Consider the following 16,008-nt stretch of genomic DNA (forward strand, 5'->3'; position numbering starts at 1 on the left):
ACGCCGTAGACCACAATATCCCAACGGCGGTCGGGAATCCTCGCGCTTCAGCGCGGGGAGGATGTCAAGCCGGGGAGCCGACGTGCTGGACGCGTTCGATGTCGGCGGTGACGTGGACGCTGTTCGGGAAGTCCCAGGACATGATGTCTCGTGCGAGCTCGTCGGCACCGCGGATCTCGACGCGGCGTCGATACACCGTGTAGCTCCACGCCTCGAACGTGTCGCGCTCGCCGTCGAGTCGCTTGTACTGCGGGACGAAGTGTTGGGTCGGCGATTCCGAGTGCGGGCCTTTGAGCTCCGCACCCTTGCGGCGGACCGTGTCGCGGATGTCCTCGACGACGCCGTCGAGGGCCGCTCGGTCCCCGCTCTCCAGAGTGAGGCTTGTGACGAAAGTCATGGCTGGGGTGCGCGTAACCGTACGCAACAACGTCCACCCTCAAAAACGGCGCGGTTGTTCGCCGCGCCCGTCTCCCCGGTAGTCTCCGACATTCTCTTAATCCGCCGCCGATTTAATGGACACAATGACGGTTGAAGCAACGAGCGCCGGTGCCATCCTGTTCCGGGACACCCGGGGCCGGCGCGAGTACCTCCTTCTCAAGAGCCGCCCCGGGGACTGGGAATTCCCCAAAGGCGGCGTGGAGGGGGACGAAGAACTCCAACAGACCGCCATCCGGGAGGTGAAGGAGGAGGCCGGGATCGGCGATTTCCGTCTCATCGACGGCTTTCGCGACGACTACGATTACGTCTTCGAGGCGAACGGGGACCGCATCCACAAGACGGTCCACCTCTTCATCGCCAAATCCTTCGAGGCCTCCGCCGAGCTCTCGAACGAGCACTCGGACCTCCAATGGCGCGACTACGAACAGGCACTGAACACGATCACGCAGGACGGCCCCCGCGACATCCTCGAGGACGCCCACGAGTTCCTCGACGAGGCGGACCTCTGAGATGGGCGGCGCGGAGTTCGGCTTCGAACTTCGCGTCTGCGCGTGGGCGGAGCGACACTGGACGCCCGCCGATCCCGACAGCCGCGTTCTCGTCGCGCGCCAACTCGGCACTCAGCGGCGGCGCTGGGACACCGTGCTCGTCGAAGCCGACCCCGCGGGACTGCGCGCGCGCGCCGCCTTCGGTCCCGACGAGCTCGACGCCGACCTCCTCGACGTCGTCCGGTACGCGCCCGCCGACTGGACGTACTACCGCGACGCGCTCCCCGATCCGGGCTACCCGTGGCGCTACGTCCGGGAGGCGATCCACCGCGCGAGCGCCCGCGGCGTCCTCGAAGAGCGCAAACGCTCGAATCGGATCGAGATCCGCCGGATCGCGCCGTATCCCGACTGGGTGCGACGGGTCGTCGCGATCGAGAACAAACCCGACCTCGACGCGTCCGCCGCGCGCGCCCTCGCGAATCAGCTCGAACGCGACGTCGCGCTCGGCCTCGCCGACGAGGTGTGGGTCGCCACCCGCGCCGATCGCACGCGCGCGCTCGTCACGGAGATGCCGAGCGCCGCGGGCGTCTTGACGGTCGAGGCGACGGACGACGCGGGCGGCGGCCGAACGGACGGACGGCTTCCAGGAGCGACGCGCGCCCCCGCGATCGACGCTGACGTCGCGTGGCACCCCCGCGCGCTCGATCCGGACGCGTCCGGGGTCCGCGTCACGGACCACGGCGACCCGACGACCTTCGAGTACGTCGCGCCCGCGGAGAAGCGCGAGACGCGGGCCCGGATCGCCGAGCGCGCCTACGGCCGCGGGTGGCGCGCGTACGCCGATACGATGCGTCCGGACTGCCGCGCGTTCGATCTACGCCGTGCCGGCGACGGCCACGTCCCGTACTGCCACGCGAAGGACCGCGAGCAGACCGCCGCGGAGTGTTCGGGCTCGTGTGCCGAGTTCGCCCCCGAACCGCCCGGCTGGCGACAGCGCGGGTGGCCGATCGAGGGCGGCCCGGGGTCCGCGGTGAAACGCCTGCTCGCCGAGCGACGCCGGCGTCACCGCCCGGGACTCGGCGACCGGAGCGCCGATACCAAGTAGTGAGCGGGGGGCGAAGGAGGCGGGTATGGCGCTCCGCGCACCGCACGACGACGCCGAGCCGAGCCACCGCCTCTCCCACGGTCCGGGCGTGCGGAACGGGAGTGCGTTCGCCGCCGAGAACGCCGTCGTCGAGGCCGCCGCCGAGCGGGGGACGCACGTCCACGTCGCCGCGAGCCCGGACGACCTACGCCCACGCGCCGACGGCCGGGCGGGCGTTCCGCTCGCTCGCACCGGCCTCGGCCGGCGAGCGCGCGCTGGACGGCGGCGAGGAACGGATCGGGACGCTCCCCGACGACGCCGAGACCGCGTTACGGGCGCTCGGCGACCCGATCGACGGCGACGACCCGCTGAACTGGCGCGCGTTCGACGTCGGGGCGGTGTTCGTCCGCGACGGCGAGACACCGCTGTACCACTCGGTCCCACACGAATTCCACGTCCGCGAGGTGTACGCCGCCGACGCGCCCGCGTACCGCGACGCCGTGCGGACCGCGCTCTCGGCGATCGACGGCGTGGCGCTGTACCCCGCGGGCCCGCTGCTCACGTGGCGCGTGAACGAGACCGCCTACGAGCTGACGCCGACGTCGCTGCGGTACGCGACGCGCGACGGCGACTGGCGCGCCCACTCGCTCGACCGCCTCGCCGCGGCCGAGACGGCCCGCGGCGGCCGCGGCGTCGACTGCGAGTGGCGCTCGATGACGGCGACGGCACGCGACCCGATTCAGCGGGCGCTCGGGCGCGTCTACGACGTGGTCGCGAGCGAGCCGCCCGGGACGGTGCCGACGGGCGACGCGTCGACGACCGAGGCGGTGCTGGCGGCGCTGTCGGACCTCGCGGAGTCGCTCGGTTACGCCTACGCGGTCAGTCGCCGCTGACCTCGACGGCGTCGCGCTCGACGGCGAGGCGGAACGTCGGAACGGTCCGGTAGATGAGCTCGACGACGCCCTTTCGCTTGAGCGACTGGAGGGCGCGCCGAACGTCCTTCGCGCTCGGCTCCTCGCCGTCGTCGTTCGCGAGGTCGTCGCCGTGGGCCTCGCGGAGGCGGTGGAGGACGCTGACGACGCTTGCGGACTCCTCCGCCGGGCCCGGTGCGACGCCGAACACGAGTCGCTCGAAGTCCGTCATGTGGACCTCGAAGGAGTCGGGTTCCTCGCCGGTGACGGTGGCTCGCGCCTCCGCCGTCGCGCGGATGAGGCTGTTCTCGTCGCGGTAGTAGTACTCTTTCAGCTCCGATTCGAGGTACTGGTGGACCTCGCTCCCCGACTCCATCCCCCAGCGCTCCTGGAGGGCCTTGTTCTTCGTCGGCTGGAGCTCCACGATGTCCGCGAGGCGTTCGGCCGCCTCCTCCGAGAGGGTCATGGTCCCGCGTATTCGGCGGCCCTATTTCGCCGTTTCCCCTCCGGAATCGCCGTCCCGGCTCATCTCGCCCCCATCGTTATGGGCCACCTCCCCGTCCGTGCCACCATGAGCGATCCCGTTCGGCTCGACGTCGACGACGCGGGCGTCGCGACGATCACGATCGACCGCCCGGACCGACTGAACGCGCTCGATAGCGCGACGCTCGACGCCCTCCTCGGTGCGCTCGCGGACGCCGAGGCCGCCGACGCTCGCGCGCTCGTCCTCACGGGCGCGGGCGACGACGCCTTCGCCGCCGGGGCGGACATCGCCGAGATGGCGGAGTACGGCCCCGCGGAGGCCCACGCGTACGCCGACCTCGGCCACGACGTCACGCGGGCGATCGAGACCTTCCCCGCGCCCGTCATCGCGGCGATCGGGGGCTACGCGCTCGGCGGCGGCCTCGAACTCGCGCTCGCCTGTGACCTGCGCGTCGCCGCGGAGAGCGCCGTCCTCGGGCAGACCGAGACCGACCTCGGGATCGTCCCCGGGTGGGGCGGGACCCAACGCCTCCCCCGACTCGTCGGTGACGAGACGGCCCGTCGGCTCATCTACTTCGGCGACCGGATCGACGGGCAGGACGCGTACGACCTCGGCCTCGTCGGTGACCTCGTCGCGCACGACGAGCTCGGCGAGTACGTCGCGGACCTCGCCGCCGACCTCGCCGCGCGCCCGCAGTTCGCGCTCGCCGCCGCGAAGGAAGCGATCACGAAGAGTCACGAGACGGACCTCGGCGCGGGCCTCGACTTCGAACGGCGCACGTGGGCCTCGCTGTTCGGTACGCACGACCAACGCGAGGGGATGGCGGCGTTCTTGGGGGAGCGAGAACCGGTGTTCGAGTAGCGCGCGGCGGCTTCGTCGCCGCGAAGAACGAACGGCGGCCCGCGACAAACAGTTAAGGAGCGGCCAGCGGTACCTGAAGCCATGACAGAACGCGTGAAGCTCAAGGACCTCGAAGACGCCCTCGACGGGCTCCCGTACCCGCTCAGCAAACAGAACGCGGTCGAGGAGGTGACGGGGCTCGTGCTTGTCTACGCGGACGGCGAGGAGCCCGCCGCGGACGTCGTCGAGCGCATTCAGGAGGAGGTGTTCGATGATCCCGCGTCGCTCGCCATCTCGATCCGCAACAACCTCCCGACGGAGGCCGTCGGGGAGCCGGGTCAGTCGGAGGGCGAGGGCTGACGGCGCCGAACACGGAGGCTTATGTGGGCGGGTCAGCTACGGGGGTAGCATGGAATTCTGCGACGAGTGCGGTTCGATGATGCGGGCGGAGGACGACTTCTGGGTCTGTACGTCCTGCGGTCACGAGCAGCCGAAGGGCGACGCCGCCCAGTACACGGTCACCGAGGGCCAAGAGGAGTCGGAGATCGTCGACGTCTCGGACGCCGAGGACCGCGGGCTCCCCTCCACGAAGACCTTCTGTCCGGAGTGTGGCAACGATCGGGCCTACTACTACATGCAGCAGATCCGCAGCGCCGACGAGTCCGAGACGCGCTTTTTCATCTGTACGGAGTGCGAGCACCGCTGGCGCGAAGACGACAACTAACCTAAGATCGGGGGCTCTCCCGCGGGGGATTCGCTTCGCGGTTCGCGCTCGTAACGATCGCCACGAGCGGCGCCCGAGCGGTCCCGTCGCTCGGTGAGTGCGGAGGCGACACCGCGACGGTACCGCGATCGTGGCTCGCACGGCCACGCGATTGCGGACCGATCGACAGCGTACCACAGCGACACGATCGTGGACCTCTATCGCCCGCGCTCCGCACGGCGACGCGCCGGCCTGCGCCTACGGTTTTCGCGCGAACGTGAGGTAGCCCGTGTGGCCGACGCCGCGGGTGCTCGGTCTGGACCCCCGCTCGTCGAAGTCCATCGCGCGCTGGATCGTCTCGATCGTGTCGACGCCGGTGAGGCCCGCGTCGACGGCGGCCTCGTGGCTCGCGCGGGCGTTCTCGACGAACGGCGAGTAGACGGCGACGAACCCCCCGGAAACGAGGTGGTCGTGGAGGCGGGCGACGACCTCGGGGGCGTCCGCGGTGTCGAGCGTCACGAGGTCGAACGTCCCGAGGTCGGCAAACTCCTCGGTGACGTCACCGGCGCGGACTTCGACCCTCTCCTCGACGCCCGCGAGCGTCATGTTCTCGCGCGCGACCTCCGCGAACTCCTCGCGGGCCTCGAAGGTGAGGACGTCCGCACCGAGGCGGCCGAGGTAGGCGGCGAGGACGCCCGTTCCGGTGCCCGCGTCGAGGACGCGGTCGTCCGCGGCCGCGCCCGTCTCGCCGACGACGACGCCGATGTCCTTCGGCATCATCGGCGCGCCCGTTCGTTCGAGGTGATCGAAGAGGTCGGGGCCGCGCAGCGAGCGGACGGTGAACGGCTCGCCGAGATGCGTCTCGACGACCTGTCCCGGTTCGGGGTCCGCGGGGGTCTCGACGACGCCGAGGTCGGTGTGGAGCTCCTCGTCGGGGTGACAGAGGAACTCGCGGTCGTCCCGGACGAGGAGGAACGCCCTCACTCCAGCGTGGCGATCGCGGTCGCGAGGTCGCCGTCGGCGCCCTTCAGGGCCGCGCGGGCCTCCTCCTCGCTCGCGCCCGTCCGCTGGACGACGATCTCGACGTCCGAGTCGGGAATCTCGGGCTCGCCGGCGTCGGCGTCGTCAGCGTCGCCGGATTCGACGGCCGCGGTGGCCTCGCGCTCCTCCGGCTGCCCGAGGATCTGGTAGGTCTCCTGCCCGCGGGCGTCCATCTGCGTGACGTCGGCGTCAGTGAAGACGAGCTCGCGCCCGTCGGCCGTCGTGATGACGACCTCCTCGGCGTCGATCTCGGTGACGTCGATTCCCATCTGTTCCATCATCTGCTGCATCTTCCGGGGGTTCATCCCGCCGCCTCCTCCGAACATGTCCGTCTCTCCGGCCGCCCGGGGCAAAAGCACTGCGGGTCGCGGGCGCGTCCGGCGGTGTACGGTCGCCGTCGGGCCGTCACGGCCGGTCGGACTCACCGGGACGCACCGCCTACTGCGTGCCCGCGCCCTCCCGGATCTTGACCGCCATCCCGGTATCGAAGTCGCGGACGGCGTCGGCGTCGAGTTCGAGGCGGCCGACGGCGATCGGGGAGCCGCCTTCGTGGACGACGACGACCTCGTCGCCGGCGCGGCCCTCGGGGTCGACGTCCGTGACGAACTTGGCGAAGACGTTCTTCCCCTCGCGGACGAACGGCTCGCTCTCGTCGCCGACGACGACGCGGCACGCGGGCGCGCTGAGTGCGTCGTGCAGGCGCTCGCCGCCGGCGAGTCCGAGCGTGAAGCGCCCGTCGGTCCCGAGGGAGACGAGGCGTTCGCCCTCGCGCGTCGAGACCTGCCGGGGGCGCCCGGACTTCGAGCGGTCGACGTCGTACGCCTCCCCGTCGGGGAACAGCGCCTCGCCCGCGCCCGCGCGGAACTGGTAATCCGCGATCGTCCGCAGGGTCCGTCGTTCCGAATCCTCCATGCGGGACACCTCCGCGCGACGGCGGGATGTACCCTTCGGACGGGAGAGGTGGGCTTATGTGCTGGGCGACCCAAACCGAGAGTACGATGGAAACGAAGACGCTCGCGGGACTCCCGATCCTCGTGGCCGCGGTGGCGTTGCTGTTGTGGACGACGCTGACGATGAAGACCGTGGGTCCGATGACGCTCGGGGCCGGCGCGATCGCGTCCGTCGGACTCGCGGCGGGCGCGCTCCTCGTCGGTACGGCCGGCGACGGGCGCTCCGTTTAGAGCAGTACCGTTTCGGACAGATCCGCCAAGTCCGTGAAGTCGTCGGCGGCGTCGATGAGTTCGTCGGCGGTCGACGAGCGGAACCCGAACACCTCGACGCGGACGCCTTCGTGACGGAGGTGGTGGCAGAGCCGCGAGAAATCCCCGTCGCCCGTGCAGAGCGCGACGGCGTCGACCTTCTCCGCGAGCGTGACGGCGTCGAGGCTGATGCCGACGTCCCAGTCGGCCTTCTTCGACCCGTCCCCGAACGTCTTGATCTCCTTTATCTTCGCCTCGAAGCCGATGTCGCGTAGCGCCTCGAAGAACGATTCCTCCTGTGGGGAGTCCGCGCGGATGACGTAGGCGATAGCGCGGACGAGCTCGCGGCCGTCGACGGCGGCGTCGAGCAGGCCCGAGTAGTCGACGTTCTGCGAGTAGAGGCTGTGAGAGGAGTGATAGAGGTTCTGCGCGTCCGCGAGGACGGCGACGCGCTGTGCGGGGTGGATCTCGGCCATCTGTTGGCGTCCGCTTCGCCGGTCTGTCGTAAAGAGGCTACGCACGGGCGTGGACGCGAGCGACCGCGGGCACGTCGGCGACGCACCCACTCTCACTCGACCGCGGACCGCGCACCTCAGGCCTCTGGCGTCTCGTGGCGCGTCAGAGCGAGCGTCTCGGGGTCGAGGGCGTAGTAGGACTCCCAGACGGGGTCGACGGTGACGACGCGGGTGTCGCCGAGCGTCGACTCGGTGTGCTCGTGGTGGTGGCCGACGAGGCAGAGGTCGGGCGAGAGCGCCGTGACGAGGTCGTCGACGTGCCGACAGCCGACGTCGTACTCCTCCATCACGGGCGTCCCGTGGGGGGCCTGGTGAGTGAGGAGGACGTCGACGTCGTCGAGGGCTTTCGCGCGTTCGACGTCCGCGCGGACGAAGTGGCGGCGGCGCTCGCCGACGAGCGCGGAGCGGGGTTTGTCGTACTGCGTCGGCGCGTAGTTCCCCGAGAGGCCCGCGACGCGAACGCCCTCGACGTCGACGGCGTCGCTGGCGAGCAGGCGGGCGTTCTCGACGTCGCGCGAGCGGACGCGGCCGTGACGGAGCGCGTCGATGACGTCGAAGTCCTCGTTGTTGCCCGCGACGAAATACGTGCGCACGGGGAGGTCGTAGTATTCGAGATCGCCGCACTGGACGGCGACGGACTCGTCGGCGGCGCGGTAGGCGGCGAAGAGCGCCCGCTTGCGGGCGGGGTCGGTCGCGTGAGCGTCGCCGAGGACGAGCATCGTCCCGGTGGTGTCGGCCGCGCCGGCATAAATCCTCGCCAGTCGCGCGACGCGGCGACAGAATCTTATAACAGCGCCCGTTACACGACTGTATGACCGGAACGCACGCGCTCGCGCGGTCGCCGACCGCCGTGAGCGACGGCGTTCTCCCGCGCGTCGCTAAACGCGCGCGAACCGGAACCGGCTCGCTGCGGGCGTAGCGTCCCGTCTCGGGCTACCGCGGTCGGAACCGCGTATCGTTTTACTCCCACCCGCAGTCACTCTACACCACACACATGTCCCACACGCCACCGACGACCGGCACGTTCGTCGCGATGACGACGCCGTTCGAGGACGACCCCGACCGCATCGATCACGAGCAGCTCGCCGCCGACGCCCGACGCTTGGAAGCCGCCGGCGTCGACGGCCTCGTCCCCGCGGGCTCGACCGGCGAGTCCGCGACGCTGACCCACGACGAACACGTCGATGTCGTCGACACCGTCGTCGACGCCGTCGACGTCCCCGTGATCGCGGGCGCGGGGTCGAACTCGACCCACGAGGCCGTCTCGCTCTCCCGCCGGGTCGCGGACGCCGGCGCGGACGCCCTGTTGCTCATCTCGCCGTACTACAACAGGCCCGAGCCGTCCGGGATGGAACGCCACTACCGCCGGATCGCCGACGCGGTCGACCTGCCGCAGATCGTCTACAACGTCCCCTCGCGGACGGGGCGGTCCGTCGACGTGGACACGACGGTCGCGCTCGCCGAGCACGAGAACATCGTCGGCTACAAGGCCGCGAGCGGCGACGTCGGGCTCGTTTCGGAGGTCATCGAGCGAACGCGCGACGAGGAGTTCGCGGTGCTCTCGGGCGACGACGGGATGACGCTCCCGCTGCTCGCCATCGGCGCGACGGGCGTCATCAGCGTCGCCGCGAACGTCGTCCCGGAGCGCACGGCGGCGCTCGTCGACGACGCCCTCGACGGCGAGTACGCGCTCGCCCGCGAGCGCCACCACGCCCTCGGCCCGCTCTTCCGCGCGCTCTTCGACGAGACGAACCCGATCCCGGTGAAGGAGGCGATGGACGTCTGGGGGTACGGCCCCGCCGAACTGCGCGATCCGCTCTCCCGCGCGACGCCGGAGACCCGCGCGACGCTCGAGGCGCTCCGCGACGACTTGGAGGGCGAGCGATGACGCCGCGGCTCGCCGTCACGGGCGCGACCGGCCGGATGGGCCAGACCGTCCTCGCGCTCGCGCGCGAGCGCGGCCTCGACGTCGCGTTCGCGGTGAACCGCGACGCGGACGGCGAGCACGTCGAGGGCGTCCCCGTCCGTCCGAGCGCGGAGTTCGAGGCGCTCCTCGACGAGGAGCGCCCGGACGCCGTCGTCGACTTCACCGGCCCGGAGGCGACCGTGGCGTACGCGGGCGCGTGTGCGACGTACGGCGTCCCGCTCGTCACGGGCACCACGGGGTTCTCCGAGGCCGACGTCGCGGCGCTGGAGGAAGCGGGCACCGCGGTCCCGATCCTCGTCGGCGCGAACTTCTCGCGGGGCGTGCAGGCGCTCCTCGACGCCGTCGAGAGCGCGGTGACGGACCTCCCCGAGTACGACGTCGAACTGCTCGAAACGCACCACAACGGGAAGCGCGACGCGCCCTCGGGCACCGCGAAGATACTCCTCGACCGAATCGAGGGCGCCCGCGAGGGCGCGAGCGAGCGCGTCCACGGCCGCGAGGGCGAGGCGCCCCGAGAGGCGGGCGAGATCGGCGTCCATGCGCGCCGCGCGGGCGACGTGACCGGCGAGCACGAGGTGCTCCTCGCGGGGAACCACGAGAGCCTCGAACTGACGCACCGCGCGGGCTCCCGGAGCGTCTTCGCGGAGGGCGCGCTGGACGCGGCGGCGTGGCTCGCCGAGCAACCGGCGGACTATTACCGCTTCGAGACAATCGCCACCCAACTGTGAGCCGAAGCTACGACGCGCTCGAAGCGGACGTGGAGGACCTCTGGGAACGCGTGCAGACCGACGGCCTCGGGCCCGCGGATCTCGATCCGGCGGACGCGGACACGATCGACACCTTCCTCGACGCGCTCGAAGCGGGCGAGGTTCGCGCCGCGGAGAAGGACGCGGGCGAGTGGGAGGCCGTCGAGTGGGTGAAGCGCGGCGTCCTGCTGAACTTCTCGCTCCGGGAGACCGAGGCCCGCGAGTACGGCGGCGTCACCTACCACGACGTCCTGCCGCTGCGCGACACCGCGGACCTCGGCGAGCGCGGCACGCGGAACACGCCGGACGGCACGACGATCCGACGCGGCGCGTACGTCGGCAGTGATGCGATCCTGATGTCCCCGGCGTTCGTGAACATCGGCGCGCACGTCGGCGACGGCACGCTCGTCGACTCCTGCGACACCGTGGGGTCCTGCGCACAGATCGGCGACGACGTGAAGCTCGGCGCGAACACGCTCATCGGCGGCGTCCTCGAACCGGTTGAGGACGCGCCCGTCGTCGTCGAGGACGGCGTCTCGCTGGGAGCCGGCTGTCGCGTCACCTCCGGCTTCGTCGTCGGGGAGAACTCCGTCGTCGGGGAGAACACCCTACTCACACCGCGCATTCCCGTCTACGACCTCGTCGACGAGGAGGTCATCTACGGCCACCTCCCGCCGGAGCGCCGGGCGTTCACGCGCTTCGTCGAGTCCTCCATCGGCGAGCACGACCTCTTCGACGGCGGCGCGTACAAGCCCGCCGTCGTCGCCACCGATCTCGAAGCGAGCACGCTCGAAGCCAGCCAGCGCGAGGAGGCGCTCCGGGAGTGAGCGGGGACGGAGACGCGGCGGGCCCGGCCGTCCGCCGGCTCTCGGCGTGGGACGCCGACGCGCTGGCCGACCTCGCCGACGCGTACGGCACGCCGCTCTACGTCGACGACCTCGAACGGGTCCGCGCGAACTACGCGCGCCTCGCCGCGGCGTTCCCGGACGCCGAGGTGCTGTTCGCGGTGAAGGCCAACGCGGGCGCCCACGTCCTGCGGACGCTCCGTGACGCCGGGGCGGGCGCGGAGTGCGCGAGCGCGGGCGAGCTCGCCCGCGCCCTCGACGCCGGCTTCGGCCCCGCGGACGTCCACTACACGGCCGTCAACCCCCCCGCCGAGGACCTCGACTACGCCTGTCGGGTCGCCGCGGAACGCCCCGGTCTCACGGTCACCGCCGGCGCGCGCGACACCATCGACCGCCTCGCCGAGCGCGGCTTCGCGGGGCGCTTTTGCCTCCGCGTCCACCCGGGCGTCGGCGCGGGCCACAGCGAGTCCGTCTCGACCGGGAAGGACGCGAAGTTCGGCGTGCCCGCCGACGAGGCCGTCGCGGCCCTCGATGCCGCGACCGACCACGGCTTCGACGTCGTCGGCCTCCACGCGCACGCGGGCAGCGGCATCACGAACGACCAACTCGACGAGCACGAGCGCGTCGTCTCGACGCTCGCGGACGTGGCGCGCGAGAGCGGCCGCGACTTCGAGTTCGTGGACGTCGGCGGCGGCTTCGGCGTCCCGTACCGAGAGGACGAGGACGCGCTCGACCTCGAACGCGTCGGCGCGCGCACGCGAGACGCCCTCGGCGGCGTGGACGCGACGCTGACGGTCGAACCCGGGCGCTACCTCGTCGCGGACGCGGGCGTCCTCCTCACCGAGGTGAACACCGTGAAGCGCGTCGCCGGCACCACCATCGCCGGCGCGGACGCGGGGATGACGGCGCTCGTCCGCCCCGCGATGTACGGCTCGTACCACCCGATCCGCTCGCTCGTCGAGTCCAGACCGACCGAGGAAGTTTCGGTCGTCGGGCCCGTCTGTGAGAGCACGGACGTCCTCGGCGAAGCGCGCGAGCTCCCCGCGCCCGAGCGCGGCGACCTGCTCGCCGTCGGGAACGCGGGCGCGTACGGCGTCGAGATGGCCTCGCAGTACAACTCGCGTCCGCGGCCGGCGGTCGTCGCCCTCGACGGCGGCGATCCCGAACTCGCCCGGCGACGCGAGACGCTCGCGGACGTGACGCACGCCGAGGCCACGGCACGCACCTACCGAGACCCATGACCAGCTACGACGTGTACCACGGCACCGGCAACGCATTCGCGATCGTCGACGCCGACGAGGCGCCCGAGAAGACGGCGTTCGGCACCGACCTCTGTCGGTCGCTCGATGTCGACGGCACGCTGTTCCTCGGGATCGAGGACGGCGGCGCGCGCGCGACGATGACGCTCGTCCAACCCGACGGCTCGCGCGCGGCGATGTGCGGCAACGGCGCGCGGTGTGCGGCGAAGTGGGTGAGCGAGCGCACCGGCCGCGACGTTCTCACCCTGGAGACGGGCGCCGGCCCGCGGCGCTGCACGGTCGAGGGCGACGTCGTCACGGTCGAGATGGGGACGCCGTCGTTCGCCCCCGCCGACGTCCCGCTCGCCCGCGAGGCCGCGCTCGTCGACGAGGAACTCGACGGGTACGACGTGACGGCGGTGAACACGGGCGTCCCGCACGCCGTCGCGTTCGTCGATGACGTGCGTAGCGTCGAGCTCGCCGAGGTGGCCCCGCCGATCCGCCACCATGAGGTCTTCCCGGAGGGCGCGAACGTGAACCTCGCGGCGGCCCGGGCGGGCGGCGGCTTCGATCAGCGCACCTACGAGCGCGGCGTCGAGAGCGAAACGCAGGCCTGCGGGACGGGCGCGGTCGCCATCGCCGCCGTCGCCGCCCGTCTCGGGTCGATCCCGGAGACGGGCGAGGTGACGGTGTCGCCACCGGGCGGCGACCTCGCGATCGGCCTGCGCGAGGACGGGACGACGACGCTGCGCGGCCCGACCGAGCGCACGCTGACCGGCGAGGTGTCGGACGCGTGAGCGTCGATCCAGTCGCCTTCCTCGAACGCGCCGTCGAAGTCCCCTCACACGAGGACGTCGACGCGATGCGCGCGTTGCTCGTCGAGGAACTCGCTGACGCGGGCGTCGAGGCGCGCGTGGACGACGCGGGCAACACGCTCGCCCGGAAGTCGGGCGCCCGCGAGGGCCCGCACGTCGTGTTGAACACGCACGTCGACACGGTGCCCCCGCACGTCCGACCGACGCGCGACGGCGACGTCCTGCGCGGTCGCGGATCGTGCGACGCGAAGGGACCGCTGGCGGTCCTGCTCTCGGCGTTCCTCGACGCCGATCCCGCGCGCGGGACGCTGACGCTCGCGGTGACGCCGGACGAGGAGACGGACTCGACGGGCGCACACCACCTCGCCCTCGATGCGGACTGTTACGTCGTCGGCGAGCCGACCGAGCTCGACGTCTGTACGTCCGCGCGCGGCCGGTTCCAGGGGACGGTGACGTGCGCCGGCACGGCGGCGCACGCCGCCGAACCCGACTCCGGCGTCTCCGCGATCCAGGGCGCGGCGGCGGCGCTCCGAGCGCTCGAAACGTTCGACGCCGAGCGCGGTCCCGACGGTCATCCGTCGCTGGGCGCGCCGACGCTGACGGCGACGACCATCGAGGGCGGGGCGGCGACGAACCAGATCCCCGCGGACTGCTCGTTCGTGATCGACCGGCGTTCCGTGCCGCCGGAGACGGCGGACGGCTTCTTCGCCGGCCTGCGCGAGCACCTGCGCGCGGCCGTCCCGGCGGACGTCGACGTGGCGGTCGATCCCCAAGCCCGGACGACGCCGTTCCTGGAGGCGTTCGCCACGCCGCGCGACGCCGACGTGGTACGCGCGCTCTGTGGGGCGGGCGCGGGCGATCCGCGGCCGTTCGGCGCGGCGACCGAAGCCTCGTACTTCGCGCGCGACGCGCCGACGGTCGTCTTCGGGCCGGGCTCGCTCGCGGACGAGGAGGGCGCGGTCGCGCACGCGGAGCGCGAGTACGTCGACCTCCGCGAGGTCGAGACGGGCGCACGGATCGTCACCGACGCGCTCGGGGCGCTACTCGGCTGACCGGCGACTCACTCAGCCGAAGAAGACGTCGACGACGTCGCTGCCCCTGTTCCCGACGTCCCGGTACAGCTCCGTGTAGCCGCAGTTCTCGCAGGTGACGGTCCCGAAGCGGTTCGTCTGCACGTCGAACAGCTTGGAGAGCCCGGAGCCGGTGGTGGAGATCGAGCCGGTGGCGGCCTCGTCGTGGCCGCACTTCGGACAGCCGTAGTCGTCGTCGGTACCGCTCGGGGAGGTCTCAGGGTCGGACATCGCGGCCGGGAGTGCGTCCGCCGACGGTAAAAGCCTTGTACGCGTCAGGCGTCGCGGGCGAGGTCGGCGGCGACGCCCGTGTAGCCGGCGGGCGTGAGCGCGCGCAGTTCCTCGCGGACGTCGGGGGACACGTCGAGGTCGCAGAAGAGGTCGCGGAAGTCGGCGAGCGTGACGCGTTCGCCGCGCGTGAGCTCCTTCACGCGTTCGTAGGCCTCGGTGTCTCCCTCTCGGCGGAGGATCGTCTGGACGGCCTCGCCGATGACCTCGGGGGTGGCCTCCAGGTCCTCGCGCATCACGGTCTCGTTGGGGACGACCTTGTCGAGGCCGTCCTGGAGTTTGACGTACCCCAGGAGGCAGTAGGCGAACGCGGCGCCGACGTTCCGCTTCACCGTGGAGTCGGAGAGGTCGCGCTGGAGGCGGGAGGTCGGGAGGTAGTCGGCGAGGAAGTCGAGGTCGCTGTTGGCCTTCGAGAGGTTCCCCTCGGAGTTCTCGAAGTCGATGGGGTTGACCTTGTGCGGCATCGTCGAGCTCCCGGTCTCCGATTTCGCGGCCTCCTGGCCGAGGTAGCGCTGGGAGACGTACGTCCAGACGTCCTGATCGAGGTCGAGGAGGACGGTGTTCGTCTCGCGGAGCGCGCCGAAGAGCGCGGCGACGTCGTCGGAGGGGTTGACCTGCGTCGTGGGCTCGACGTGGTCGAGGCCGAGGGAGGCGACGAAGTCGCGGGAGAAGGCGCGCCAGTCGACGTCGGGGTAGGCGACGTGGTGGGCGGCGTAGTCGCCCGAGGCGCCGGCGAGCTTGCCCGCGAGGCCGTCGGCGGCGGCCTCGACGTCGGCGAGCTTGCGGCCGAGGCGGGCGGCGTAGACGGCCATCTCCTTGCCGAAGGTAGTGGGCGTCGCGGGCTGACCGTGGGTGCGCGCGAGCATCGGCGTGTCTGCGTACTCGTGAGCGAAGTCGACGAGCTCGTCGCGGATCGCGCGGAGTGCGGGGACGAGCACCTCGGTGACGGCGGGCTTGAGGAGGAGGCGGTAGGCGAGGTTGTTGACGTCCTCGCTGGTGAGCGCGAAGTGGATCCACTGGTGGACGCGCTCGGGGGCGTGCTCACGGACGAAGTACTCGACGGCCTTCACGTCGTGGTTCGTGGCGGCGTAGGTCTCTGTCCCTTCGGTCTCGATGCGCTTGACGAGTCGCGCCGACTCGCCGTCGAAGGACTCGTAGGCCTCGCGCAGCGCGGCGCGTTCGGACTCCGAGAGGTCGAGCGGCGTCACGTCCAGGTCAGCGAGCGCGCAGAGGTACTCGACTTCGACGCGGACGCGGGCGCGGATCAGCGCGGCCTCGCTCGCGTAGTCCGCGAGCGGCGCGGTCCGTGAGGCGTAGCGTCCGTCGAGCGGCGAGACGGCGTCGAGGGGGTCGGGCATGGGCGTCACTCCCGCCCG

22 protein-coding genes are annotated in these 16,008 nt (G+C 71.7%); 13 read left to right on the forward strand and 9 right to left on the reverse strand.

Going from position 1 to position 16,008, the window contains the following annotated elements:
• Window positions 1-64: 64 nt before the first annotated feature.
• Window positions 65-397 (reverse strand): uS10/mL48 family ribosomal protein, encoded by a 333-nt coding sequence (locus IEX91_RS08985; RefSeq protein ID WP_188878460.1) that lies wholly within the window; start codon window positions 395-397, stop codon window positions 65-67.
• Between the two features lie 124 nt (window positions 398-521).
• On the opposite strand from IEX91_RS08985, the gene IEX91_RS08990 reads away from it, so the two are divergent.
• The 3 genes from IEX91_RS08990 (at window position 522) to IEX91_RS09000 (ending at window position 2,903) form a co-directional block, all read left to right on the forward strand.
• Complete coding sequence (locus IEX91_RS08990) at window positions 522-947, forward strand: bis(5'-nucleosyl)-tetraphosphatase (protein ID WP_188878461.1); 426 nt, start codon at window positions 522-524, stop codon at window positions 945-947.
• Window position 948: 1 nt separating this feature from the next.
• Window positions 949-2,031, forward strand: coding sequence for a DUF5787 family protein (locus tag IEX91_RS08995; RefSeq protein ID WP_188878463.1), 1,083 nt, complete (start codon window positions 949-951; stop codon window positions 2,029-2,031).
• A 101-nt stretch (window positions 2,032-2,132) separates the two neighbouring features.
• The gene (locus IEX91_RS09000; protein ID WP_188878464.1) at window positions 2,133-2,903 is read left to right on the forward strand and encodes a hypothetical protein; all 771 of its coding nucleotides are present in this window, start codon (window positions 2,133-2,135) and stop codon (window positions 2,901-2,903) included.
• Here IEX91_RS09000 and IEX91_RS09005 read toward each other — a convergent pair.
• Window positions 2,890-3,387 (reverse strand): DUF5797 family protein, encoded by a 498-nt coding sequence (locus IEX91_RS09005; RefSeq protein ID WP_188878465.1) that lies wholly within the window; start codon window positions 3,385-3,387, stop codon window positions 2,890-2,892. The two genes, IEX91_RS09000 and IEX91_RS09005, sit on opposite strands and share 14 nt — an antisense overlap.
• 105 nt (window positions 3,388-3,492) lie before the next feature.
• On the opposite strand from IEX91_RS09005, the gene IEX91_RS09010 reads away from it, so the two are divergent.
• The 3 genes from IEX91_RS09010 to IEX91_RS09020 all read left to right on the forward strand — a co-directional run bounded on the left by IEX91_RS09010 (window position 3,493) and on the right by IEX91_RS09020 (window position 4,969).
• Window positions 3,493-4,266 (forward strand): enoyl-CoA hydratase/isomerase family protein, encoded by a 774-nt coding sequence (locus IEX91_RS09010; protein ID WP_188878466.1) that lies wholly within the window; start codon window positions 3,493-3,495, stop codon window positions 4,264-4,266.
• A gap of 81 nt (window positions 4,267-4,347) precedes the next feature.
• Complete coding sequence (locus tag IEX91_RS09015) at window positions 4,348-4,605, forward strand: DUF5789 family protein (protein WP_188878467.1); 258 nt, start codon at window positions 4,348-4,350, stop codon at window positions 4,603-4,605.
• 49 nt (window positions 4,606-4,654) lie between these two features.
• On the forward strand, window positions 4,655-4,969 hold the full coding sequence (locus IEX91_RS09020; RefSeq protein WP_188878469.1) for a transcription factor S: 315 nt from the start codon (window positions 4,655-4,657) through the stop codon (window positions 4,967-4,969).
• 237 nt (window positions 4,970-5,206) lie between these two features.
• Here the strand turns inward: IEX91_RS09020 and IEX91_RS09025 are convergent, their stop codons facing one another.
• The 3 genes from IEX91_RS09025 to IEX91_RS09035 form a co-directional block, all read right to left on the reverse strand.
• A complete protein-coding gene (locus IEX91_RS09025) occupies window positions 5,207-5,932 on the reverse strand; it encodes a tRNA (adenine-N1)-methyltransferase (RefSeq protein ID WP_188878470.1) in 726 nt (241 codons plus the stop codon).
• Window positions 5,929-6,315 (reverse strand): nascent polypeptide-associated complex protein, encoded by a 387-nt coding sequence (locus IEX91_RS09030; RefSeq protein ID WP_188878471.1) that lies wholly within the window; start codon window positions 6,313-6,315, stop codon window positions 5,929-5,931. The genes IEX91_RS09025 and IEX91_RS09030 overlap by 4 nt, the downstream gene beginning before the upstream one ends.
• A gap of 112 nt (window positions 6,316-6,427) precedes the next feature.
• Window positions 6,428-6,901, reverse strand: coding sequence for a PUA domain-containing protein (locus IEX91_RS09035; RefSeq protein ID WP_188878472.1), 474 nt, complete (start codon window positions 6,899-6,901; stop codon window positions 6,428-6,430).
• An 86-nt stretch (window positions 6,902-6,987) separates the two neighbouring features.
• Between IEX91_RS09035 and IEX91_RS09040 the strand changes: the two genes are divergently transcribed.
• Window positions 6,988-7,170: a hypothetical protein gene (locus IEX91_RS09040; protein ID WP_188878473.1), complete on the forward strand. Its 183-nt coding sequence runs from the start codon at window positions 6,988-6,990 to the stop codon at window positions 7,168-7,170.
• Here the strand turns inward: IEX91_RS09040 and IEX91_RS09045 are convergent.
• Together IEX91_RS09045 and IEX91_RS09050 are read right to left on the reverse strand one after the other, a co-directional pair.
• Window positions 7,167-7,664 carry a LabA-like NYN domain-containing protein gene (locus IEX91_RS09045; RefSeq protein WP_188878474.1) on the reverse strand — a complete coding sequence of 166 codons (498 nt, stop codon included), beginning with the start codon at window positions 7,662-7,664 and terminating at the stop codon, window positions 7,167-7,169. The two genes, IEX91_RS09040 and IEX91_RS09045, sit on opposite strands and share 4 nt — an antisense overlap.
• Before the next feature lie 116 nt (window positions 7,665-7,780).
• Window positions 7,781-8,422 carry a metallophosphoesterase family protein gene (locus IEX91_RS09050; RefSeq protein ID WP_188878475.1) on the reverse strand — a complete coding sequence of 214 codons (642 nt, stop codon included), beginning with the start codon at window positions 8,420-8,422 and terminating at the stop codon, window positions 7,781-7,783.
• 275 nt (window positions 8,423-8,697) lie between these two features.
• On the opposite strand from IEX91_RS09050, the gene dapA reads away from it, so the two are divergent.
• The 6 genes from dapA to IEX91_RS09080 are packed head-to-tail and all read left to right on the forward strand — an operon-like array spanning window position 8,698 to window position 14,326.
• Window positions 8,698-9,591: a 4-hydroxy-tetrahydrodipicolinate synthase gene (gene dapA, locus IEX91_RS09055; RefSeq protein ID WP_188878476.1), complete on the forward strand. Its 894-nt coding sequence runs from the start codon at window positions 8,698-8,700 to the stop codon at window positions 9,589-9,591.
• A complete protein-coding gene (dapB, locus tag IEX91_RS09060) occupies window positions 9,588-10,358 on the forward strand; it encodes a 4-hydroxy-tetrahydrodipicolinate reductase (protein WP_188878478.1) in 771 nt (256 codons plus the stop codon). Before dapA ends, dapB begins: the two co-directional genes overlap by 4 nt.
• A complete protein-coding gene (locus IEX91_RS09065; RefSeq protein ID WP_188878479.1) occupies window positions 10,355-11,203 on the forward strand; it encodes a 2,3,4,5-tetrahydropyridine-2,6-dicarboxylate N-succinyltransferase in 849 nt (282 codons plus the stop codon). The genes dapB and IEX91_RS09065 overlap by 4 nt, the downstream gene beginning before the upstream one ends.
• Window positions 11,200-12,462: a diaminopimelate decarboxylase gene (lysA, locus tag IEX91_RS09070; RefSeq protein WP_188878481.1), complete on the forward strand. Its 1,263-nt coding sequence runs from the start codon at window positions 11,200-11,202 to the stop codon at window positions 12,460-12,462. Before IEX91_RS09065 ends, lysA begins: the two co-directional genes overlap by 4 nt.
• Window positions 12,459-13,256, forward strand: coding sequence for a diaminopimelate epimerase (gene dapF, locus IEX91_RS09075; RefSeq protein ID WP_188878482.1), 798 nt, complete (start codon window positions 12,459-12,461; stop codon window positions 13,254-13,256). The genes lysA and dapF overlap by 4 nt, the downstream gene beginning before the upstream one ends.
• Window positions 13,253-14,326 (forward strand): M20 family metallopeptidase, encoded by a 1,074-nt coding sequence (locus IEX91_RS09080; protein WP_188878483.1) that lies wholly within the window; start codon window positions 13,253-13,255, stop codon window positions 14,324-14,326. The genes dapF and IEX91_RS09080 overlap by 4 nt, the downstream gene beginning before the upstream one ends.
• Window positions 14,327-14,338: 12 nt before the next feature.
• Here the strand turns inward: IEX91_RS09080 and IEX91_RS09085 are convergent, their stop codons facing one another.
• Window positions 14,339-14,575, reverse strand: coding sequence for a zinc ribbon domain-containing protein (locus IEX91_RS09085; RefSeq protein WP_188878484.1), 237 nt, complete (start codon window positions 14,573-14,575; stop codon window positions 14,339-14,341).
• Between the two features lie 44 nt (window positions 14,576-14,619).
• Window positions 14,620-15,990, reverse strand: a complete 1,371-nt coding sequence (gene purB / locus IEX91_RS09090; protein WP_188878485.1) for an adenylosuccinate lyase — start codon at window positions 15,988-15,990, stop codon at window positions 14,620-14,622.
• Between the last annotated feature and the right edge of the window lie 18 nt (window positions 15,991-16,008).

Origin of the sequence: Halarchaeum nitratireducens, from assembly GCF_014647155.1 — an archaeon.
In the GTDB taxonomy this organism is placed as follows: Archaea; Halobacteriota; Halobacteria; order Halobacteriales; family Halobacteriaceae; genus Halarchaeum; species Halarchaeum nitratireducens.

Bases quoted from the DNA above. Each gene is read 5' to 3' on its own strand.
- IEX91_RS08985 (WP_188878460.1), bottom strand. From the start codon at position 397: ATGACTTTCGTCACAAGCCTCACTCTGGAGAGCGGGGACCGAGCGGCC.
- IEX91_RS08990 (WP_188878461.1), top strand. From the start codon at position 522: ATGACGGTTGAAGCAACGAGCGCCGGTGCCATCCTGTTCCGGGACACC.
- IEX91_RS08995 (WP_188878463.1), top strand. From the start codon at position 949: ATGGGCGGCGCGGAGTTCGGCTTCGAACTTCGCGTCTGCGCGTGGGCG.
- IEX91_RS09005 (WP_188878465.1), bottom strand. From the start codon at position 3,387: ATGACCCTCTCGGAGGAGGCGGCCGAACGCCTCGCGGACATCGTGGAG.
- IEX91_RS09010 (WP_188878466.1), top strand. From the start codon at position 3,493: ATGAGCGATCCCGTTCGGCTCGACGTCGACGACGCGGGCGTCGCGACG.
- IEX91_RS09015 (WP_188878467.1), top strand. From the start codon at position 4,348: ATGACAGAACGCGTGAAGCTCAAGGACCTCGAAGACGCCCTCGACGGG.
- IEX91_RS09020 (WP_188878469.1), top strand. From the start codon at position 4,655: ATGGAATTCTGCGACGAGTGCGGTTCGATGATGCGGGCGGAGGACGAC.
- IEX91_RS09030 (WP_188878471.1), bottom strand. From the start codon at position 6,315: ATGTTCGGAGGAGGCGGCGGGATGAACCCCCGGAAGATGCAGCAGATG.
- IEX91_RS09035 (WP_188878472.1), bottom strand. From the start codon at position 6,901: ATGGAGGATTCGGAACGACGGACCCTGCGGACGATCGCGGATTACCAG.
- IEX91_RS09040 (WP_188878473.1), top strand. From the start codon at position 6,988: ATGGAAACGAAGACGCTCGCGGGACTCCCGATCCTCGTGGCCGCGGTG.
- IEX91_RS09045 (WP_188878474.1), bottom strand. From the start codon at position 7,664: ATGGCCGAGATCCACCCCGCACAGCGCGTCGCCGTCCTCGCGGACGCG.
- IEX91_RS09050 (WP_188878475.1), bottom strand. From the start codon at position 8,422: ATGCTCGTCCTCGGCGACGCTCACGCGACCGACCCCGCCCGCAAGCGG.
- dapA (WP_188878476.1), top strand. From the start codon at position 8,698: ATGTCCCACACGCCACCGACGACCGGCACGTTCGTCGCGATGACGACG.
- dapB (WP_188878478.1), top strand. From the start codon at position 9,588: ATGACGCCGCGGCTCGCCGTCACGGGCGCGACCGGCCGGATGGGCCAG.
- dapF (WP_188878482.1), top strand. From the start codon at position 12,459: ATGACCAGCTACGACGTGTACCACGGCACCGGCAACGCATTCGCGATC.
- IEX91_RS09085 (WP_188878484.1), bottom strand. From the start codon at position 14,575: ATGTCCGACCCTGAGACCTCCCCGAGCGGTACCGACGACGACTACGGC.
- purB (WP_188878485.1), bottom strand. From the start codon at position 15,990: ATGCCCGACCCCCTCGACGCCGTCTCGCCGCTCGACGGACGCTACGCC.